Below are 20,332 nucleotides of genomic sequence, written 5' to 3' on the forward strand. Positions count from 1 at the left end.
TTCCGTGAAGGCAGTGGTGGCGAGGGGTTATGGCGGGGTGGAGGTCCTGGAGGTGGCGGACGTGCCGGTCCCGCTGCCGGGGCCCGGCCAGATCCAGGTCAGGATCGCGGCGGCCGGGCTCAGCCCGGCCGACCTCAGGGTCGTGAGCGGGGCGTTCAAGGAAGCGGTCCCGCTGGAGTTCCCGCACGTCCTCGGAAGCGATTTCGCCGGTACGGTCACGGCCGTCGGACCGGCGGTGGAACGATTCTCCCCAGGTGACGAAATATTCGGACTCGGCCAGGCGCGGGCGGCCGCCGGCATGGCGAGTCTGGTGTCCACGCCGCCGTCGTTCACTACGGGCACGGTCGCCGAGTACGCGGTCTTCGACGCCGACACGCCCGCCCTCGCGCTCCGGCCGGCCGGGCTCTCCGCCGAGCACGCCGCGAGCCTGCCCATCGCCGCGCTGACCGCCCTTCCCCTGCTGCGTGCCGGGGCTTTCACGCTGGGGATGAAGGCCCTGGTCATCGGGGCGGCCGGCGGAGTGGGCGGCGCGGTGGTGCCGCTGCTGGCGGCGCAGGGAGTGCACGTGATCGCCACCGCTCTGCCCGCGGACGAGGGCTATGTCCGTGGCCTGGGCGCCTCGGAGACGATCGACTACCGCTCGGCCGACGTCGCCGCCGAGACCCTGAGCCGCCACCCCGGCGGGATCGACGCTCTGATCAACCTGGCCCTTCCGGGGCCCGCTCTGCCTGCCGTGGCCCGGGTCGTACGCCCGGGAGGCCGCCTGCTGAACATCGCCTTCCCCGCCCCCGCCCCGGCGACCGGCTTCGAGACCGTCTACACCAACGCCCGTCCCGGCGACCTGGAAGAGGTGGCCGCCCTCGTACTGAAAGGCGTCCTGCCCTCCACCGCCACCCGCCGTTATCCGCTGGCGGAGGCGGTGCGGGCGTACAGGGACCTGGAACACACGCACGTGAGAGGGAAGCTGCTGGTCACGGGGTAACCCCGGAGCGGCCGTGCGCGCGTCAGCGCGGGAAGATGATCGTCTTGTGTCCGTCGAGCAGCACCCGCTGCTCGGCGTGCCACTTGACCGCCCTGGCCAGGGTCACGCACTCCACGTCGCGCCCGATCGCCGCCAGGTCCTCGGGAGCGTGGCTGTGGTTGACCCTGGCCACCTCCTGCTCGATGATCGGCCCCTCGTCCAGGTCGGACGTCACATAGTGGGCCGTGGCGCCGATCAGCTTGACGCCGCGGTTGTGGGCCTGGTGGTACGGCTTGGCGCCCTTGAACGACGGCAGGAACGAGTGGTGGATGTTGATCGCCCGCCCGGCCAGCTTCTCGCAGAGCTCCTGCGACAGCACCTGCATGTAGCGGGCCAGCACCACCAGGTCCACCTGGTAGTGCTCCACCAGGGCCAGCACCTCGGCCTCCTGCTTGGGCTTGGTCCCCGGCGTGACCGGCAGGTGGTGGTAGTCGATCCCGTACGACTGCGTGAGCGGGCGCAGGTCGGGGTGGTTGGAGACGACCGCGACGATCTCGATGTCCAGGGCCTTGGACCTGACCCGGTAGAGCAGGTCGTTCAGGCAGTGGTCGAACTTGCTGACCATGATCAGCACCCGCGGCTTCCTGGCCACGTCGCGGAGCTTGAACTCCATGGCGAAGTCCGGCGCGAGCGCCGCGAAGGCGCCGTTGAGCTCGTCTTCGCCGAGCGGCCCCGCGAACTGCACGCGCATGAAGAAGCGCTGCGCGACCCGGTCCCCGAACTGCTGACTCTCGATGATGTTGCACCCTCTTCCGGCGAGCAGGCCGGAAACGGCGGCCACCACACCGGGCCGGTCGGGGCAGGACAGGGTCAGGATGTATTCGGCGGAGCTGCTCATGCCTTCACTCTCGCAGGGTCGGGGGTCGTCGGCCGCCGCATGACCGGTTGTGGCCAGGTGCCGGGCGTACGGCCATCACAGAGAGTACCCGACGGAGCTCCGCGGCCGATCGTCCATCATCCACCCCGATCCCGGGTAGTTATCGAGCATCACGGGTTGATGGAGGGGCGCCCGGTCCTTCCGTCATGAGGGGGTGCCCGTGAGCCGGGATGGAGCGCGTCTCTTTGGGTGCCGTCGTACTGATCGTGGTCGCTGGCCTCTTCGCCGTCGTGTCCGGGATCAACGACGGGGGCGCGCTCCTCGCCACCGGGCTCAAGCTGCCCACGATCCGGCCGGCCACCGGCGTCCTCGTGCTCGTCCTGCTCGTCGCGACCGCCCCGCTGGTCACGCACCAGGTGGCGGTGACGTTCGTGACCAGGCTGGCCTCGTTCCACGCGCCTGGCGGGGCGACGGCGATGACCATCGCGGTGATCTCGTCGCTGGTGGTGGTGGCCTGGCTGAGCGCGAAGGGCCGCCCCACCAGCCTCACGCTGGCCATCGTGGGCGGACTCACCGGGGCGGGGCTGGGCTGGGGGCTGCCGGTCTCGGCCCGGTCGGTGCTGCTGGTGCTGGCGTTCGGGGTGGCGGCGCCCCTGGTGGGCGGGTCGCTGGCCTGGGTGCTCATCCGGGTGCTCCTGGTGACCACCTCGCCTCACGGACTGTGGCGCTGGCACCAGGCGGGGTTCCTGTTGCAGACCGTCGCGTACGCGGCCAACGACGGCCAGAAGATGCTGGCCGTCTTCATGGTCGCGTTCGGGTTCTCGGACGCGCCGCTGCCGTACACGTCGCTGGCGGCCGCCCTCTTCGCGCTCGGCACCCTGTACGGGCTCCCCAAGGCGGGCCGCTCGCTCGGCCGCGAGCTCATCGCCTCCAGACCCCCGCACGGAGTGGCGGCCGAGCTGGCCGCCGGTGTGTCGGTGATCGCGTGCGCGGCCGTGGGTATGCCTGTGAGCATGAGCCAGACCATCGCCGGTGGGCTCATCGGCGCGGGTGTGGCACAGGGCAGCGGCAGGGTCCGCTGGTACGCCACCGTCAAGATCGTCATCGCCTGGTGCCTGACGCTGCCGGCGAGCGCGCTGCTGGGCTGGTCGCTGGCGGTGCTCGTGCAGGGGTTCGCGAGCATGGGAGTCACATGAAGGGACGGCGAACGTGAAGCGCCTTCGCTCTTCGACGGGGGCCGGGCGGTGAAGCGGCTGCGGCGGATCCGCGACCTCCTGACCGGCCGCATGGACAGCGCCCTCACGGAGGCCCTGCTCGGCCAGCTCAAGGCCACCAAGGAGGGCGCCTGGCTGGCGATGGCCATGATCGGCGGCGAGGTCGGCCGGACGGGGGCGCACGAGCAGATGCGCGCCATCGAGCACCTCGGCGACGAGGAACGCGCCCGTCTCATCGAGGAGCTCAAGACCGCCGTGGTCACGCCCATCGACCGGGAGGACCTGTTCCGCTTGTCGCGTGCGATCGACGACGTGCTGGACTCCTTGCGGGACTTCGTCCGCGAATCGCACCTGTATCGGGTCCCTGACCAGATCCGCTTCACTCCCCTGCTCGACCAGGTCATCGTCGGCATCGAAGCCCTGGAGAGCTCCGTGCGCGACCTTGCCTCCCGTCCGTCCGCCGTGGTGCGCGACGCTCTGGAGGCGAAGAAGGCCGGCGGGGCCATCCGGCGGATGTACCAGTACGAGATCTCGCGCATCTTCTCGGGGGAGCTGACGGCGGACGCCATGAAGGAGCGGGAGCTGGTACGCCGCCTCGAGATCGTCGGGGTGGCCATCGGCAACGCCGCGGACGCCATCGCCGACGGCGCGATGAAACGCTGACAGGCTCGAGCCCCGCGATGTGGCGCGGACTACGTGACCCACGCAACCCGCGCCGTACGCGACCCGAACGGCGCTAAAGACCCACGTGACCCGAGCGGCGCTGAAGGCCCAGAGGTCCCGCGAGGTCGGTCAGTTGGCTCAGGGCGTGGGCGAGGTCGGGGGCCTCCGGGGAGAGCGGCTGGATGGCCACGTGGTCGGCGCCCGCGTCGAGGTGGGCCTGGACGCGCTTGGCGATGGCCCCCGCGTCGCCCCAGGCCACGATGGTGTCCGCCAGGCGGTTGCTGCCTCCGTCGGCGAAGTCGTCGTCCGTGAGGCCCAGCGTGCGCAGGTTGTTGAGGTAGTTGGGCAGCTTCAGGTAGAAGGCCAGGTGGGCGCGGGCGATCTCGCGGGCGCGGGCGGGGTCGGGCTCCAGGACGACCGCTTGCTCGGGGATCAGCAGGCGACCCGGCCCGAGGATCTGACGCGCCTGGGAGGTGTGCTCCGGAGGGACGAAGTAGGTGTGGGCGCCGTCGGCCTGGTCTCTGGAGAGCTCCAGCATCTTGGGCCTCAGGGCGGCGAGGATCCTGGGGGCCGGGGATGCGGGTGTGGGCAGGGTGTGGGCGGCCTGGTCCATGGCCTCCAAGTAGGAGCGCATCGCGGTGAGGGGCTTGGCGTAGTCGTGGCCGCGGCCGGTGACGAGGGCGCCGTGGCTGACCCCGATGCCCAGCAGGAAGCGGTCGGGGAAGGCGTCGGCCAGCGCGACCCGCCCTGCCTCCATGGCCGTGGCGTCGCGGGCCCAGAGGTTGGCGATGCCGGTGCCGACCGGGAGGCGCTCGGTGGCCGCCAGGATGACGGCGGACATGGCGAGCGGCTCCTTGCTGCCCACGCCCTCGTTGACCCAGAGCGAGCCGTAGCCCAGCTCCTCGACCCGGGCCGCCGCGCGCCGCGCCTCCTCGGCGGGGGCCTTGCTGATCATGGGATGCCACACTCCGACGCGCCCGATGTCCACGGCCGCTCCCCTCGCGTAGGATGTTCGATCGAGATGGAACACTACACCGATGTTCGACCGCGGTCGAACAGGACACGCAGTCTGACGCACGCGTCCCCGCTCGAGGTCTCGCTGCAGGAGGCCCTCGACGCGCTGGGCGATCCGATCCGGCGCCGCATCGTGCGGGAGCTGGCGGGCGTCCCCGACTGGGCGCGCGCCTGCGGCACGTTCGCCCACCTGCCCGTGGCCAAGTCCACGCTCAGCCATCACTTCTCGGTGTTACGCAACGTGGGCCTGCTCGAGCAGCGCGACGAGGGCTCCCGGCGGCTCAACCGCCTCCGCCGCGACGAGTTCGACGGCCGGTTCCCCGGGCTGCTCGCGCTCGTCCTGGACGAGGAGCGACCCGACGCCTGAAGCGCCGTGTAGCGTCTGTGCGGTGAGCGCCGCAGAGACAGCAGGAAGCAGCGACCGTCCCGCCGCTCGCGTCGTCTGCCTGGATCGCGACGGCAGGGTGCTGCTGCTGCACTGGTACGACACGGTCGGCCGCACGGACGTCTGGGAGCCGCCCGGCGGCGGCATCGACCCCGGTGAGACGGCGCTGGAGGCGGCCAGGCGCGAGCTGACCGAGGAGACCGGGTTGCCGGGATCGGCGGTCCAGGAGCGGTTCGTCGAGGTGGCGCGCGACTCCACGTGGCTCGGGGTGCGCTACGTGAAGACCGAGCCGTTCTTCCTGGCCACGTTCGACGAGGCCCGGCCGGAGGTGGCTCCGAAAGAGCTCACCGAGGAGGAGCGCGAGACCTACCGCGGCCACACGTGGGCCGAGGAGCTGCCCGACGGGGTCGAGCCGCCCGAGCTGGCCGAGGTGATCGAGAAACTCACGCGTTAGGTCAGGCGCACCCTCCGCCGTTCAGCCCAGGCGCACCGTGGTGCCCGCCGCGGCGACGGACAGGTCGCCGCCGTACGACTTGGCCGCCGCCGCCAGCGCGGGCTCGGACGGCGTGTCGGGCCACAGGTGGGTGAGCAGCAGGCGGGCCACGCCCGCCGACGACGCGGTACGTCCCGCGTCCAGCGCGCTGGACAGATACGGCGCATCCTCGTCCGGCACCCGTTCCGGATATGTCGCCTCGGCCACCAGCAGATCCGCCTCCTCCGCCAGCGCCACCAGCGCGGCGGACGGCCCCGTGTCACCGGTGTAGGCGATCACGCGGCCTCCCGCGCTCAGCCGCAGACCGGCGTTCGGCACGTGGTGCGGCAGGTCGAAGGCGTCCAGCCGGAAAGGGCCGATCTCGTACGGCACGCCGGCGCTCAGGTCGTGCGCCACGAAGCTGTCCGCCAGCATGCGCCGCTTGTCCAGCGCCAGCACGGCGTCAAGTGCGCCCGGCGGGGCGTACACCGGCAACGCCGGAGCCGGGACGTCCGCGAGCGCGCGGGCGCGCAGCAGGGGGTTCAGGTCGGCGCAGTGGTCGGGGTGGCTGTGGGTGACCAGCACCGCGTCCACCTCGTCGGCTCGCATGCGTTCGAGGAGCCGCGGCAGGGTGGCATACCCGGGGTCGATGAAGACGCGGAACCCCTCCGCCTCCAGCACGTATCCGCTGCAGGCCTGCCCGGCCGCGGGCCAAGCCCCGCAACCCCCCAGAACAGTAAATATCACGATAACCCTCTTGCGAAGTAGGAATCAGGCGGTTGCCCTGTGGGAATGGGCCGGGCCGTCGCGGAAGTGGCCGAGCTCCTCCAGCGTCGTCACCAGGAGCTCGCGGAGCAGCGTGCCCGCCACCTTCTCGTGCTCGGGCTCCATGGGCAGCCCCTTGCCCACCCTCTCCTGGTACACCTCGCGCTCACGCAGGTCGGTGTAGGGCAGCGCGGTCATCCCGACGGCCACCGCGACCCGGGTGCCGCCCCGGGGCAGGACGGCCACGGTGTGCGTGCGCAGGCACGTCTCGTCCGGCGCGCCGTACCAGCCGCTCTTGACCCCGGCCCCAGGCGACCGGATGGCCTCACGGACGCCGAACGCCTGCGACGCGCTGACCTGCCGCATCCATCCCAGGATCGTCTCCGCGACCGAGTCGCCCGCGACGGCGGCCTGGGCGAGCACCGCGTACGCGGACGCCACCTCGTCGGCGGCCACCTCGACCGAGCCGAACCGGGAAGGGTCGCCGTTGGGCGGCGACCACGCGACGCCGGTGCGCTGCCGGAGGTCGTCGAGGATGACGCGCGGGCCCACGGCGAGCCACAGGTTGAGCGTGTCGGCGTTGGAGGACACGACCACGGCGGGCTCGGCGTGCCGCCGCCACTGGTCGGCGTCGGGGATGCGGGCCGCGCTGACCCACGCGTACAGAGGCTTGAGCAGGGACGCGCAGCGCAGCCGCGCCAGGCCCGAGGTGACGCTCACCGTGCGGGCCGGCGGCCCGCCATAGCCGCGCCTGATGCCCGCGGCCTGGACGCTGGCGGCGGGATCGAGGTCCTTGAGCAGCTCGTTGAAGCCCACGCCTCTAACCGTAGACCTAAGGGGCGCTCCCCCAGCGACCTTCGTACCACTCCATGCCGGGCGGTTCGCCGGGCAGCTCGGTCGCGCCCGGCGCGCGCAGGCCGTCGAGCGCGATGGTCAGCAGGCGCTCCTTGGCGTGCGGATGCTCACCCCCGGGGGCCGGGTGGCTGAACTGCTCCATGAGCAGCGAGATGTCGAGCGTGGTCACGTCGCTCCTGAGCACGCCGGTCTCGCGGGCCCTGGTGATCAGCCGGTCGGCCAGCTCGGTGGCCTTGCGCGCCGTACGCCACATCTCCTCGGTGGTCGTGATGGTGCCCGCGACCGGCGCGAGGGCGCCCGCCCTATAGCCGACGCACGTGCGCACGTACAGGCACAGGCCCTTCCAAGGATCCGGCTCGGCCAGCCCGGCCTCGGCAGCCTCCATCCCGCGCTCCATGGCGATCACGCACAGGCGCTGGAACAGCTCCTCCTTGGTGCGGTAGCGGCGGTAGAGGCTGCCCATGCCCACGCCCGCCGCCTTGGCGATGGCCGAGACCGGCGCGTCGAACCCCTGCGTCGTGAACACCTCGTGCGCCGCCCGCAGGAGCCGCAGGTCGTTCCGTCTGGCCTCGGCCTGCCGCCCGCGCGTGCTCATGCCGTCAGGATATGGGGACGGAGCGGAACGCTCCGATAGATCCGTCGGTGTCAGGCGCCGAACCGAGCCCAGGAGACCACGAGCGCCGCGGGGATCAGCGCGATCACGCCCACCGCGGTCGTCACCTTCCACCGCCGCGCCACACGCGGCTCGGTGCCGAACGCCGCCACCGCCCCCGCGCCCGCGAAGACCGCCCCGGCCGTGACCGCGTGCGCGAACGAGGACGTCCACGACGGCAGCGCCTCGCCGACCAGCCTGAACACCACCAGCACCCCGGCCGCCACCAGCGCCACCCGCCGCCCCGGCCGCACGTCGACCCGCTCCAGCGCGAACGCCGACCCGGCGAGCAGGGCCAGCGTGATCACCACCACGGTCCCGACGGCCGGCACCAGGCATCCCCAGTCCTCGCAGCCGATGCCCGCCCAGGCCAGGCGTACGGTGGCCCACCACAGCACCCCCAAGGCGGCGCACACCGCGGCCGCCCGCCCCATTCGCCCCCACATAAAGCCAATAGTGCCGAAGAAAGTCAGGAGAGGCGGCCGGCCCGGCGCTCGTCCAGCTCCGCCTCGGCGTCGCGGCCCAGGGCACGCAGGGCGACGGCGCGGTTGGTGTAGAGATCGGGCTCGGGCTGCAGCTCGATGGCCCGGGAAAGGTCGTCCACCGCCCCCTCCAGGTCCCCGGCCGCGTACTGCAACACGCCGCGGTTCCCCCAGGCGGCCGCGAGCCCCGGCGCGCGATCGACCGCCGCGTCCAGCGCCTCCCGGGCCTCCCCGAGCCGCCCCGCCGCCGTCTCCAGCTGCCCCAGCACCGCGAGCAGATGCGGGTTCCCTGGCGCCAGCACGAGCCCGGCCGCGACGTCGGCCCTGGCCTCCTCGTCCCGCTCCACGGCGGCCAGCAGCCCGGCCCGGTTGATGTACGCGTCCAGGTAGGCGGGGTCGAGCTCGATCACCCGGCCCAGGTCGGCCAGCGCCTCCTCGATGTCGCCCCGCACGGTACGCAGCTCCGCCCGGTTGTAGTACGCCTCCGGCAGCGGCGGCCCGGCCTGGATGGCCCGCTCGAAGTCGGCCAGGGCCTCCTCGTGCCGGCCGAGCTTGAACAGCAGGTTCCCCCGCTCCAGGTAGTAGTCGGGAAAGGCCGGGTCCAACCTGATTGCGGCCGTGTAATCCTCCAGCGCCTCCTTGACGTGCCCGAGCGCGGCCAGGAGCTGCGCCCGGTTGGCCAGCAGCACCATCCTGTGCAGCGGATGCCGGTCCCCCAGCTCGCGCGCCAGCTCAATGGCCGACTCGACCAGCGACAGGGCGGCGCCCAGCCGGCCCTCCCGCAGCTCGACCAGCGCCAGGCCGTTGCGGTCGAAGCCCAGTTTGAACGCCCGTTCCATGGGGTCCGGCAGCAGGGTGGAGATGGCGATGGCCTCGTTGATCCAGCGCCTGGCCCTGCCCAGGTCGCGGCGGGCGGGGTCGGGCTGGCGGGCGTCGAGCATGGCGGTGCCGTACGCTCCGGCGGCGTGCATGGCCGGGTCCTGGCTGGCCGCCCGCACCCGGTCCCACACCGCCCGGGCGTCATCGGCGCGGCCGAGCCCGCCGAGCGCGGTCGCGGTGCGCTGGGCGAAGCGCCACCAGCGGCCGCCGCCCGGCTCGGTCCGTGACATGCCGCAGTCCCCCAGCTCGGCGGCGGCGTGCAGGAAGCCGTCGCGCGTGCACCGGTCCACCAGGGCCCACAGCTCGTCGGCGCCCCGGGTGTCGGGCGGGGGCTCGGGGCCGCCGGAGTACAACGTGATCGCGAGCGTTTCCGGCGGGATGCGCCGCATCATGACGTCGAGCAGCTCGGTGTCCGTGGGGTCGGCCTCGGCGCCGTTGCACACCGCGATCGCCTGCCCAGGGCGTACGGCGTCGCGGAAGAACTCCGTGAGCCCGTTGGCCAGCCGCAGCGTACGGCGGGGCGCGGGCACGAGGATGCGTTCGTCGTCGGACAGGCCGGCGTCGATCGTGGCCTGCTTGACCGGCACGAGGTCGGCCAGCTCGGGCGCCGCCGCCCTGATCTCGATGTCATGGGCCGCCACCAGGTCACCGTCCCGTTCCAGAGCCTGCGGCACCAGGTGACGCAGAAGGGCGGCGGCGACTGTGTAAGGGCCGCGCAACCGGCGATGTCCGTCGATCAACGGTGTCATCAGCCGCGCGGCCCTCACTTGAGCGGGCGGTTCGCCCTGGACTCTGAGGTGGGACCTCTCTTCAGTCACCCCTTGTGAATGACGCTGGAGGTCCCCCCTAGCCGCGCGGTGCCTGGCTTGCGGACAACGATGCGCTTCATGACGTACCTCTCACATAGGGTTAATCAACCATTATTAGGAGCTTTATGGTGAATAAGTGAGAGGTCAAAGGATAAAAAGCGCTGGCCTTTTGATTGATACTTGTAACCTATTGGGAACGAAACCAGCGGGGCAATGCCTTCGTCCGGGTCTGCTCGGCCTCTTCCATCAGGTCACACAGGCACCGCCCGAGCAGGGTGACCGACTGGCAACATCCCACGCCGGGCAGGTTCCGGGCCCGCACGATGACGGTGGCCCGCTCGATCAGCCGCTCGAGGCTGGGCTCCCCGCCGCCTTTGAGCGAACGGGTGTGCCAGGGGCACGACGCGGCGTTCACGCAGGCACTTTTGTCGATGTACGGAGCGGACCCGCCGTCGAGCCGCAATTGATCCTCTCGCTTGATCCTCAGATCGGCCAGCGCCTTGGCCGCCCGCGCCGTGATGGCGCGCAGTTCCCGGTCGCCGCGGGAGCGCTCCTTTCCCCGGGACGCGGTCCTTGAAGGGAGGGCGAGCAGCATCGCGCCGCCCATCAGGCTCCCGCCGATGACCATGCTCCAGCCCACTGGCTCGTGGAACCAGATCACCGAGATCGCGGCCACCCAGAGGGGCTGCGACGACATCAGGATCGCGCTAGGCACGGCGGGCACGTGCGCCTGCCCGTACGAGCGGGCCAGGAACCCCAGCGCGCACGACACCACGGCCAGATGCCCGAGTATCAGCCAGTCGGGACCGCTCGTCGGCACGGAGATCCCGTCCCGCACGGCGACGACCCCGGTGAGCAGGCCGATGGTGAAGAGCTGGATCACGGTCAGCGCGTACGCGTGGAAGCCCCCGCACTTGGACAGGTGTGCCAGCAGCAGCGTGTGGCCGGAGTAGAGGGCGGCGGCGGTGAGCGTGACCCCGAGCGCCAGCACGGAGATCTCGTGGTCCTCCACCCCGCGCAGCAGCGTGAACATGGTCATGCCGGCCAGCGCGAGCACCACCCCGGCCCAGACCCGCCGCTGCACCTTCGCCTTGAACAGGACGAGCGACAGGATGGGCGTGATCACCACGCTGCAGCCGACGGCGAAGCCGGACAGTGAGGACGGCAGGCTGTGCAGCGCGACGGCCTGCCCCGCCTGGCCGACTCCGAACATGACCCCGAGAACGACCCCGTTGATCCACGTCTTACGCGGCAGCCCCCGAAGGCAGCCCGGCCGGATGAGCAGGAGCGTGAGCGCGGCGATCAGGTAGCGCTCGGCGAGCAGGTCCTCTACAGCTAACCGGTGGATGAGATCTTTCATCAGCGGGAAGGCCGACCCCCAGGCGGCGCTGACGAACAACAGAAGCACAGCTCCCAAGAGGGGGCGGGGAGCGGGCACGACTGCCATGGCCAAAGCATCTCACTACTATTCGCAGCCGCAGATGTACAGGGAGCAGCCGGTGAGGTTCCTCTACAACTCGGTGTTAAGAGCCTCACCCGCGGGTTCGTACATCCATATCCGCGGCAGAGAGAAGGGGGTCGTTTTGTGAGACGACGATCGCTGCCCGATGCGGCAAGTGACGGAAGGAACACCGGCGGAGAGTCACGCCGGGAGGGCCCGGGAGTGGTCACCGGGGACGACGGCCGCACAGCCCCGGAGGGGTGGGGTTGGGGCCTGCGTGCGAAGGGATCTCAGAGCTCGATGACCGCGGGAGGGATCAGCCGTTTCTCTCCGTAGACGACGGTCAGGTCACCGACCCGCTGTCTGGAGAGTTCGCGCCATCCCCGGCGCGCATAGAGCGCCAGTGCGGCCCCCTGGTTGAGCGTGGTGTCGCCTCTGACGCGCTCGAAGCCGAGCTCCACCGCCCGACCTTCCAGCGCGTGCAGCATGGCCGCGCCGAAGCCGCGCCGCTGGTATTCCGGATGGACCCGCAGCCGGCAGACCTCGGCCGTGCACGTGTCGACCGGTTTCAGCCCGCCCATGGCCACCACCCGTGAGGCGATCTCACCGACCAGGAAGTCGCCGCCGCAGGCCACGTAGATCTCCTGGATGCGTGGGAAGTCGTCGTCGTAGTAGACGCCGTCGCCCGGCATCAGCCCCACCTCGGCGAGGCAGATGCGGTGGAGCGCAAGAATGGTGTCGAGATCGGACCAGCGGTAGCGTCGGATCTCCAACTTCATGCACCGCCCCCCTTCAGCTGGGCCCTGGGCCTGCGCAACTCGGCCCTGAACTCCTCGAGTTTGGAATGGCTGGCGTCACGCTTGGTGAGCGCCTGTTCGAGCGCAACGGCGGGACGCATGATGAAGTCGGTCAGATACTCGTCACCGATCATCCGCAGCGCATTGATGCCGATGTCCAGCGCGGAGTCGAGCTCGCCTTCGATCATGCGGCACTGGGCCTGGTCGAGCCGGATCAGCGTCTGGTCGAGGATGTGGTCCTGGTACTGCTCCAGCGCCTGGTCGAGCACCACCTCGGCCTCCAGCGTCTGCCCGAGCTTGGTGAGCACGTCGCCCTGGTAGAAGTAGAGCTGCTTCTCCGTGTAGCCGAAGGCCATGTCCTCCTGGTGCTCCGGCCGCATGAGGGAGAAGGCGGTCCTGGCCCTGGCCAGCGCGCGTTTGGCCTGATCGACGACCTCTTTCTTGCTCTCCGTGCCGGAGAGCATGGCCAGCGCCCTGGCCTCCACGACCGGTGCCATGGCCTGCGCGGGGCAGGGCGTGGCGCCGGCCAGGTCGCGGCTCTTCTTCGCCAGGTTGAGCGCCTCGCGGGCGTCCCCGAAGTAAAGGGGGACCAGGGACTCGCGGGCGGTGATCCAGGCGCGCAGCGCGCGGTCGCCCGTCTCGTCGGCCGCGGTGCGCCCGGTCCTGAAGAAGGAGCGGGCCAGCCGGTGGTCACCGAGATTGATCATGATCATGCCGCTCAGCCCCGCCAGCTGGGCCGCCATCCGCAGCAGGCGGTCGTGCAGGTCGATGGGCTGGCGGCGGGACATCGCCGTGCGCACGGCGCTCATCTCGAGCAGCACGTCGCACAGCAGCCGCAGCGGTGCCGTCGTCGTGTATTGGCGGCCGAAGCTGAGCGTGGCCTCCTCCCACTGGTCGAGCATCGCGGCCGACACGGTGGCCGACACGAGCGTCTCGTCCATCCGGCGCCTGATGCCCTCGCACGCGCCGAGCACGGGCCCGTCGAGCGTGGTGGCCGAGCTGGTCTCGGGGTTGAGCAGGTCGAGCATCGTGCGGCGGAGGATGTTCTCGTCCTCCTCGGCGTCCGGCTCGGTGACCATCGGCCTGAGCACCAGCTCGCGCTCCGTCGGCAATAACGGCGCCGTGGCGACCTCGAGGGTGGGCACCGCCTGCAGGCGGTGCCCGCGGCCGCAGATGCACGGCCCGTCGTAGCCGAGCTCGTGCGGCTCGACCCGGTAGACGGTGCACAAGTAGTGCATGTATTCGGGCCCCGGACGCTTGAGCCCGCTCTCGTAGGCGGACAGCAGCGTCTCACCGATGCCGGGCATCGACTTCTCGTCCCGCTCGAACAGGGCTCTGATCTGCTCGACGACGTCTGCCAACGCGATGCCGTACGACAGGCGGTGTGCCTTGATGCGGCTGGTGCCGAACTGCGACGTGCACTGCTCATGGATCTCGTCAGCTATCTGGGCCGAAGTGCGCCCCGCGGCCAGACCCTTGGCTCTGATCCGCCGGGCTATCTCCGTTTCCCTGTGCTGTCTGCCGGCCATCCCGGCCCCTCTCGCGCGTGTCTCGACCGGTCCACAACTGGTGACTCAGCGTAGCGTCCACGTCGCTGTGCGCCTACCCATGAGTGTGAACCAATGTCGGCAAGATGGAAACGCCCGTGCCCAAGCCTACGGTTAAGGATCGTCCTCCGAGGGACTGTTTCTTACAACCCATGAGGGAGAAGCAACTCCCTGTGATCGCGGACCCCCGTTGCGCGCACCGTTGACATGAGCCATGTTTGGCGCACCAGCCAGATTCCCAGAGGGAGGGGACGAACGGTGGGGGACGACAACTTCGAGCATCTGAAGCGTCTCGTGTCAGAGCTCGGCGCCCACGGACTCCTCGCACGAGTGGTCCAGACACAGGGCGGGCGCATGTTCGCTCGGGTCATCAACCCGAACGCGACGAGCCTGTCGGAGAACGTCACCTGTCGGTCCACGAGCACATCCGACATGCAGGACTGGTGGTACTGCTGGTCCTGGGGCGAGCGGATGCACAAGGCCGACGACCCGGCTGGCGCGGCCACCAAGGTCGCACGCGTGCTGGCCGCCGTGGGGGAGTGACGACGCGGTGACCCGGGTGGAGCGCAGCCACCACGGCTCACCGCACCCACGACGGCGTCAACGGAGCCGGCGGGGCGGCCGGTGCGGAGGGCGTCCCCCATGCGGGAGCCCTGGTCGCCCCGTCGGTTCCGGCCCAGGCGCGGCCCGGTGTGCCGCGCCCGTATAAGAGCCACCCGCCCGGTCCGCCGGGCGGGTGTTCGGGGGATCCCTCCCGGAACCGGCACGGGACATGCTTCCGGGTGCGTGTCCCGTCCCGAGCCGTCCGTCATCGGAGCGTCCGCTCTCTCCCTCCGCGGCCCAGAGAGCAGGCGACCCCGTCTTCCCCGGCGTGATGTGACGGCGGGCGGTCCGGCCGGCTGTATTTTTGGATCGAAACGGTCCAAGCAGCCGACCGAACCGCTTCCGGAGGGGGATCCACCCAGTGCTACCGCTGGTGACACAGTCGCCACCACTCGCTTATCCCGGGCTACTGTCAGACGTGGACAAAGTGACCCAAGCAATAGGCGGGACCTGTCAGAACGATCCGATCTGCTCCGCGTTCGCCGGGCTGCTCGACAACGCGACCTGGGCGCCTCTGGTGGCCGTCGCGATCACCATCGTCCTGATCATCATGCTCGCGTTCGTGCTCCGCAATCTCGTGCACCGGATCATCACGAGAGTGGTCAATCGCGCGGCCACGGGCGGGTCGATCACCAGCAGGTTCCGCAAGAACGCGGTTCCCGACGGCATCGACGCGCTGCTGCACGAGCGGCGCAAGCAGCGGGCCGAGACCATGGGCTCGGTGCTCAAGCACGTCGCCTCCATCGTCATCCTGGGCACCGCGACGCTGACCGTGCTCGACCGGCTGACGATCCCGATCGCGCCCCTGCTGACCAGCGTCGGCATCCTCGGGGTGGCCATCGGCTTCGGCGCGCAGGAGCTGGTCAAGGACTTCATCGCGGGCATGTTCATGCTGCTCGAGGACCAGTACGGCGTGGGCGACGTGATCGACGCCGGCGCCGCGGTCGGCACGGTCGAGGCAGTCACCCTGCGCATCACCAGGCTCCGCGACGTCGACGGCCGCGTCTGGTACGTCCGCAACGGCACCATCACCAGGGTCGGCAACGAGTCGCAGGGCTGGTCGCGCGCCTACGTCGACGTCCCGGTGGCCTACGACACCGACCTCACGAAGGTGCGGGCCCTGCTCGAGCACGTGGCCGAGGAGATCTGGGCCGACGCCGAGCTGCGCGAGAGCAAGATCGTGGAGCAGCCGCAGGTGTTCGGCGTCGAGCAGCTCTCCGACAGCTCGCTGGTCTTCCGCATCGCCGCCAAGACGCTGCCCTCGGCGCAGCCCGAGGTATCGAGAGAGCTGAGGATCATGGTCAAGGCCGCGCTCGACACCGCCGGCATCGCCTTGGTCGCCACCGCATAGTCTATGAACGTGAGCGAGACCTCCTTCTACGACGCCGTCGGTGGCGAGGAAACCTTCCGACGCCTCGTGCACCGCTTCTACGAGGGGGTCGCGGAAGACCCGTTGCTGCGACCCCTCTACCCGGAGCCCGATCTGGCGGCCGCCGAGGACCGGCTGCGGGGCTTCCTGATCCAGTACTGGGGCGGGCCCAACACCTACAGCCAGGAGCGCGGCCACCCCAGGCTGCGCATGCGGCACATGCCGTTCGTGATCGGCGAGCCCGAGCGGGACGCGTGGCTGCGGCACATGCGTGACGCGGTCGACTCGCTCGACCTGCCGGAGGAGCAGGAAACCAGGCTCTGGGACTATCTGGTCTACGCGGCCCACAGCCTGGTGAACTCACCTACATAACGGGCATGACACGCCACATGGAAATCCCCTGGTGGCGTGATGCCGTCGTCTATGAGATCTACGTCCGAAGCTTCGCCGACGCCTCAGGAGACGGCGTCGGCGACCTGGCCGGGGTGCGCGAGCGCCTGCCGTACCTGCAGCGGCTGGGCGTCGACGCCATCTGGCTGACACCGTTCTACCCCTCCCCCATGGCCGACGGCGGCTATGACGTGGCGGACTACCGTGGCGTCGATCCGCTGTTCGGCACGCTGGCCGACTTCGAGTCGCTGGTCGCGGACGCCCATGACCACGGGCTTCGGGTGCTGGTCGACATCGTGCCCAACCACAGCTCGTCCGAGCATCCCTGGTTCCAGGCGGCGCTGCGCGGCGAGCGGCGCGACCGGTACATCTTCCGCGACACCACCAACAACTGGCAGTCCACGTTCGGCGGGTCGGCCTGGACGAGGGTGCCGGACGGGCAGTATTACCTGCATCTGTTCGCTCCCGGGCAGCCCGACTTCAACTGGCGCAATCCCGAGGTGCACGCCGAGTTCCTGGACATCCTGCGGTTCTGGCTGGACCGGGGCGTCGACGGGTTCCGTATCGACGTGGCGATGGGGCTCTACAAGGCCGAGGGGCTGCCCAACGTGGGCGACCAGTCGTTCAAGTCGATCTCGCCGGTGTGGGGGCAGCCCGAGGTGCACGACGTCTACCGCGACTGGCGCAGGCTGCTGGACGGCTATCCGGGCGAACGGATGGCCGTGGGCGAGGTGTGGACGGACAGCTCCGAGGACCTCGCCCGCTACGTACGCCCCGATGAGCTGCACCAGAGCTTCAACTTCGCCTGGCTGCAGGCGCCCTGGTCGCCGACGGCGTTCAAGAAGGTCATCGACGACACGCTGGCCGCCGTGCCGTACGCGACATGGGTGCTGTCCAACCACGACGTCGTACGCCACCGCACCCGCTACGACGCGGCCGACCCCGGCACGGGCCTCGCGCGGGCCAGGGCGGCGCTGCTGACGATGCTGGCCCTGCCCGGCTCCGCCTACCTCTACCAGGGCGAGGAGCTGGGGCTGCCCGAGGTGATCGACCTGCCCGACGAGGCCAGGCAGGACCCGGTCTTCTTCCAGTCGAAGGGGGAGCTGCCCGGGCGCGACGGGTGCCGGGTGCCGCTCCCGTGGACGGTGGACGCCCCTTCGTACGGGTTCTCGCCCGGCGGGGTCGAGCCGTGGCTGCCGCAACCCGCCACGTTCGCGGAGCTGAGTGTCGAGAAGCAGGAGGGGGACACCGACTCGACGCTGGAGTTCTACCGCCGGGCCCTGGCATGCCGCCGTGACCTGGCACAATCAATTCCTTATACCTTGGAGTGGCTGGATTCCCCCGAGGGTGCGCTTTTCTTCACCCGCGGGGCGCTGACCTGCGCGATCAACTGCGGTCTCGGGCCGGTGCACCTGCCCGAGCACGACGCCGTGGTGCTGTCGAGCGGGCCGCTCAAGCGGGGCCTGCTGCCGCCCGACACAGCGGTGTGGCTGCGGCGCGACTCATGACCCTCGTGGGCGCTCGCCGCGGAAGGGGATGACGGGCAGCGACAGCAGCGCGCACGTCAGACCCGCCGTGAAGCCCGCCCAGAACCCCACGTGCACGATCACCACGCCGGCCAGCGGCGTGGCGGCCAGGGAGACGGTGTTCTGGATGGTGTTGTGGGTGCCGAGCACCCTGCCCGCCCAGGCGGGCCCGGCCAGCTCGCCGGCGGCGAGGTAGGCGAGCCCGTTGCCGGCCACGGTCATCACCGCGGCCAGCGCGAGCATGGCCGGCCCGAGCCAGGTGCGCGCGAGCGTGCCGGCGACCAGCAGCGCGAGCACGCCCAGGCTCGCGAAGGTGATCAGCAGCAGGGGCCGCATGCGCAGGCCGGTCCTGTCGGACCAGCGCCCGACCGCGATGCGTACGACGGCCCCGCCGATGGCCGCCACCCCGAACAGCTGCCCGGCCGTCACGCTGTCCCAGCCGTACAGGCGCACCAGGCAGGTCACTCCGTACGTGCTGACCACGATCTGCGGAACCACGTGCAGGGCGCTGGTGGCATGCACGCGCCACAAGGCCCGCTGCCGGTACGGCGTGCCCGCCGGCGCCGTGCCGGACCCGGAGATCTCGTGCGGCGGCTCGGCCAGGAAGAGCGCGGCCAGCACGGCGGCCAGCAGGCTGACGACGGCGCAGACGGTGAGCACGCCGGGCAGTCCGTGCGCCCGCGCGACCGGCGGCAGCAGGAACGCGCCGACGGCCATGCCCAACGTGAAGGAGACCTGGCGCAGGCCCATGGCGACGCCGCGCTCCGGCGGCTCGAACCAGCGCAGCACGATCCGGCCGCCGCCGACCATCGCGGCGGAGCCCGCCGCACCGGCCATGGCCAGCAGCGCGATCACCGCCCACGTCTGGCCGACGACGGCGACCGCGGCGAACAGCACGGCCGCCAGCCCCACGCCCGTGCCCAGGACCAGCCGCTCGCCGTGCCGGTCGGCCAGCGCGCCCCAGGCGACGAGGGTCACCAGGATGCCGATGGCCGGGGCGTTCGCGATGATGCCCGCCACTGGCAACGGAACCCCGAAATGTCGCTGTATTTCGGGCATGACGAGGGGCAGGCCGAAGAGACCTAAGGTGACGCTGGCATGTGCGTTGACACCCAGCGCCAGCATCAGCCAGCGCTTCACGAGAAGCGTTTGAGATAGGTCAGCTCGCTCTCGGTGAGCCTGCGCGGCCCGGCCCGCTCGACGTCGTAGGCGGCGAGGACCGACTTCGCGGTGACGTACACCTCGCTGTCGTCGCGGATCTCGTACTGGAGCGAGAACCGCACCGCCCTGATCTCGGTCACCCACGTCTCGACCCGCACCGGGTCGGCGCGGAACCCGAGCGGGCGGCGGTAGTCGATCTCGTGGCGGGTCACCACCAGCCCCTTGAACGGTTCCTCGCCCGCGACGTACGGGTCGATGTGGAACATGCCGAAGCGGGCGTCCTCGAGGTAGTCGAGGAAACGCACGTTGTTCACGTGGCCCTGGGAGTCGACGTCGGCGAATCGCACCGTCCGAGGGTGGACATGTCGCTGGGGCTGGGAACGTTCAGGCACGTCCGCCACCGTACCCGCCCGGGACATGTGGCCTTGCGGCAGGCTGACCCTACATTTCTGGATTTTACGAATTTGGTTCGCCTTCCGAAGGGATCTCCCTGCCCGCGCGCCTGGTTGCCGGGGTCTGCGGACGACGACAGTTCGTTTTAGCCAGAATCATCACTCCGATACCGTTTCGTCCATGCAAGAGGTCATGGAAACGCGGATGGACAGGCGGGCGCTCGCCGCCGCAGGTGTGACGGTCGTGCTGTGGGCGTCGGCCTTCGTGTCGATCCGCAGCGCCGGGCAGTTCTACTCTCCTGGCGCCTTGGCTCTGGGGCGGCTGCTGGTCGCGGCGCTGGCCCTCGGTGTGATCCTCGTGGCGCGGCGCGAGGGGTGGCCCGCGCGCAAGGCGTGGCCCGGCATCGTGGTGTCCGGGGTGTTGTGGTTCGGCGTCTACATGGTCGCTCTGAACTGGGGTGAGACGCAGGTGGAAGCGGGCACCGCCGCGATGGTCATCAACATCGGGCCCCTGCTGATCGCGCTGCTCGCCGGCTGGTTCCTGCACGAGGGATTCCCCCGCAAGCTGCTGATCGGCATGGCCGTCTCGCTCGCCGGCGCGGTCGTCGTCGGGCTCTCCAAGTCCGAGGGCGGCGCCTCCTCGATCCTGGGCGTGGCGCTGTGCGTGGTGGCCGCCCTGTCCTGGGCGGTGGCCATCCTGGCGCAGAAGCCCGCGCTGCGGCACGCCTCCGCGTTGCAGGTGACCACCTTCGGTTGCGCGATCGGTGCGATCGCCTGCCTGCCGTTCGCCGGGCAGCTGGTGAGCCAGGTGGCCCAGGCTCCGACGACGGCAACGCTGAACGTCGTCTTCCTCGGCGTCTTCCCCACCGCCCTGGCCTTCACCACCTGGGCCTACGCCCTGTCCAGGACCACGGCGGGGAACATGGGCGCCACCACCTACCTCGTCCCCACCCTGGTGGTGTTGATGTCGTGGGCGCTGCTCAGCGAGATCCCCGGCTGGCTCACCCTTGCCGGAGGGGCCCTCTGCCTGATCGGCGTCGCGATCTCCCGGCGGACGCGCGGATAGCGCGACGGCGCG

The 20,332-nt window shown here is 70.6% G+C and carries 22 protein-coding genes; 10 read left to right on the forward strand and 12 right to left on the reverse strand.

Features of this window, described 5'->3' with window-relative positions; translation table 11 throughout:
• Window positions 1-4 precede the first annotated feature (4 nt).
• Complete coding sequence (locus tag ABD830_RS20955) at window positions 5-982, forward strand: NADP-dependent oxidoreductase (protein ID WP_344989736.1); 978 nt, start codon at window positions 5-7, stop codon at window positions 980-982.
• Between the two features lie 22 nt (window positions 983-1,004).
• On the opposite strand, the gene purU is transcribed toward ABD830_RS20955, so the two are convergent.
• Complete coding sequence (purU, locus tag ABD830_RS20960) at window positions 1,005-1,859, reverse strand: formyltetrahydrofolate deformylase (RefSeq protein ID WP_344989739.1); 855 nt, start codon at window positions 1,857-1,859, stop codon at window positions 1,005-1,007.
• 224 nt (window positions 1,860-2,083) lie between these two features.
• Between purU and ABD830_RS20965 the strand changes: the two genes are divergently transcribed.
• Window positions 2,084-3,034 (forward strand): inorganic phosphate transporter, encoded by a 951-nt coding sequence (locus ABD830_RS20965; RefSeq protein ID WP_344989742.1) that lies wholly within the window; start codon window positions 2,084-2,086, stop codon window positions 3,032-3,034.
• Between the two features lie 48 nt (window positions 3,035-3,082).
• The gene (locus ABD830_RS20970; RefSeq protein ID WP_344989744.1) at window positions 3,083-3,715 is read left to right on the forward strand and encodes a DUF47 domain-containing protein; all 633 of its coding nucleotides are present in this window, start codon (window positions 3,083-3,085) and stop codon (window positions 3,713-3,715) included.
• A gap of 73 nt (window positions 3,716-3,788) precedes the next feature.
• On the opposite strand, the gene ABD830_RS20975 is transcribed toward ABD830_RS20970, so the two are convergent.
• Window positions 3,789-4,703, reverse strand: a complete 915-nt coding sequence (locus ABD830_RS20975) for a TIGR03620 family F420-dependent LLM class oxidoreductase (protein WP_344989747.1) — start codon at window positions 4,701-4,703, stop codon at window positions 3,789-3,791.
• 33 nt (window positions 4,704-4,736) lie between these two features.
• On the opposite strand from ABD830_RS20975, the gene ABD830_RS20980 reads away from it, so the two are divergent.
• Window positions 4,737-5,096, forward strand: a complete 360-nt coding sequence (locus ABD830_RS20980; protein ID WP_344989750.1) for an ArsR/SmtB family transcription factor — start codon at window positions 4,737-4,739, stop codon at window positions 5,094-5,096.
• A gap of 22 nt (window positions 5,097-5,118) precedes the next feature.
• Complete coding sequence (locus ABD830_RS20985) at window positions 5,119-5,568, forward strand: NUDIX domain-containing protein (RefSeq protein ID WP_344989753.1); 450 nt, start codon at window positions 5,119-5,121, stop codon at window positions 5,566-5,568.
• Window positions 5,569-5,589: 21 nt separating this feature from the next.
• On the opposite strand, the gene ABD830_RS20990 is transcribed toward ABD830_RS20985, so the two are convergent.
• The 8 genes from ABD830_RS20990 to ABD830_RS21025 all read right to left on the reverse strand — a co-directional run bounded on the left by ABD830_RS20990 (window position 5,590) and on the right by ABD830_RS21025 (window position 13,795).
• Complete coding sequence (locus tag ABD830_RS20990; protein ID WP_344989756.1) at window positions 5,590-6,333, reverse strand: MBL fold metallo-hydrolase; 744 nt, start codon at window positions 6,331-6,333, stop codon at window positions 5,590-5,592.
• A gap of 24 nt (window positions 6,334-6,357) precedes the next feature.
• Complete coding sequence (locus ABD830_RS20995; protein ID WP_344989759.1) at window positions 6,358-7,167, reverse strand: hypothetical protein; 810 nt, start codon at window positions 7,165-7,167, stop codon at window positions 6,358-6,360.
• A 16-nt stretch (window positions 7,168-7,183) separates the two neighbouring features.
• A complete protein-coding gene (locus ABD830_RS21000) occupies window positions 7,184-7,801 on the reverse strand; it encodes a TetR/AcrR family transcriptional regulator (protein WP_344989761.1) in 618 nt (205 codons plus the stop codon).
• Window positions 7,802-7,851: 50 nt separating this feature from the next.
• The gene (locus ABD830_RS21005; RefSeq protein WP_344989764.1) at window positions 7,852-8,304 is read right to left on the reverse strand and encodes a hypothetical protein; all 453 of its coding nucleotides are present in this window, start codon (window positions 8,302-8,304) and stop codon (window positions 7,852-7,854) included.
• A gap of 23 nt (window positions 8,305-8,327) precedes the next feature.
• Entirely contained in the window at window positions 8,328-9,968 is a 1,641-nt protein-coding gene (locus tag ABD830_RS21010; protein WP_344989767.1) for a tetratricopeptide repeat protein, read from the reverse strand.
• Between the two features lie 247 nt (window positions 9,969-10,215).
• Window positions 10,216-11,436, reverse strand: coding sequence for a DMT family transporter (locus ABD830_RS21015; RefSeq protein WP_344989770.1), 1,221 nt, complete (start codon window positions 11,434-11,436; stop codon window positions 10,216-10,218).
• A gap of 323 nt (window positions 11,437-11,759) precedes the next feature.
• Entirely contained in the window at window positions 11,760-12,248 is a 489-nt protein-coding gene (locus ABD830_RS21020; protein ID WP_344989773.1) for a GNAT family N-acetyltransferase, read from the reverse strand.
• The gene (locus ABD830_RS21025; RefSeq protein ID WP_344989776.1) at window positions 12,245-13,795 is read right to left on the reverse strand and encodes an NsdA family TPR-like regulatory protein; all 1,551 of its coding nucleotides are present in this window, start codon (window positions 13,793-13,795) and stop codon (window positions 12,245-12,247) included. The genes ABD830_RS21020 and ABD830_RS21025 overlap by 4 nt, the downstream gene beginning before the upstream one ends.
• 372 nt (window positions 13,796-14,167) lie before the next feature.
• Between ABD830_RS21025 and ABD830_RS21030 the strand changes: the two genes are divergently transcribed.
• From ABD830_RS21030 to ABD830_RS21045, 4 genes are all read left to right on the forward strand, one after another.
• The gene (locus ABD830_RS21030) at window positions 14,168-14,356 is read left to right on the forward strand and encodes a hypothetical protein (protein ID WP_344989778.1); all 189 of its coding nucleotides are present in this window, start codon (window positions 14,168-14,170) and stop codon (window positions 14,354-14,356) included.
• Window positions 14,357-14,834: 478 nt separating this feature from the next.
• Complete coding sequence (locus ABD830_RS21035) at window positions 14,835-15,767, forward strand: mechanosensitive ion channel family protein (RefSeq protein ID WP_344989781.1); 933 nt, start codon at window positions 14,835-14,837, stop codon at window positions 15,765-15,767.
• Window positions 15,768-15,776: 9 nt separating this feature from the next.
• The gene (locus ABD830_RS21040; protein ID WP_378520917.1) at window positions 15,777-16,157 is read left to right on the forward strand and encodes a globin; all 381 of its coding nucleotides are present in this window, start codon (window positions 15,777-15,779) and stop codon (window positions 16,155-16,157) included.
• A gap of 17 nt (window positions 16,158-16,174) precedes the next feature.
• Window positions 16,175-17,683 (forward strand): glycoside hydrolase family 13 protein, encoded by a 1,509-nt coding sequence (locus tag ABD830_RS21045; RefSeq protein WP_344989787.1) that lies wholly within the window; start codon window positions 16,175-16,177, stop codon window positions 17,681-17,683.
• On the opposite strand, the gene ABD830_RS21050 is transcribed toward ABD830_RS21045, so the two are convergent.
• Window positions 17,678-18,826: an MFS transporter gene (locus ABD830_RS21050; RefSeq protein ID WP_344992961.1), complete on the reverse strand. Its 1,149-nt coding sequence runs from the start codon at window positions 18,824-18,826 to the stop codon at window positions 17,678-17,680. The two genes, ABD830_RS21045 and ABD830_RS21050, sit on opposite strands and share 6 nt — an antisense overlap.
• Window positions 18,827-18,837: 11 nt before the next feature.
• On the reverse strand, window positions 18,838-19,281 hold the full coding sequence (locus tag ABD830_RS21055) for an acyl-CoA thioesterase (RefSeq protein ID WP_344989789.1): 444 nt from the start codon (window positions 19,279-19,281) through the stop codon (window positions 18,838-18,840).
• A 154-nt stretch (window positions 19,282-19,435) separates the two neighbouring features.
• Between ABD830_RS21055 and ABD830_RS21060 the strand changes: the two genes are divergently transcribed.
• Window positions 19,436-20,320, forward strand: coding sequence for a DMT family transporter (locus ABD830_RS21060; RefSeq protein ID WP_344989792.1), 885 nt, complete (start codon window positions 19,436-19,438; stop codon window positions 20,318-20,320).
• The last annotated feature ends 12 nt before the right edge of the window (window positions 20,321-20,332 follow it).

The organism is Nonomuraea helvata (assembly GCF_039535785.1).
Taxonomy (GTDB): Bacteria; Actinomycetota; Actinomycetes; order Streptosporangiales; family Streptosporangiaceae; genus Nonomuraea; species Nonomuraea helvata.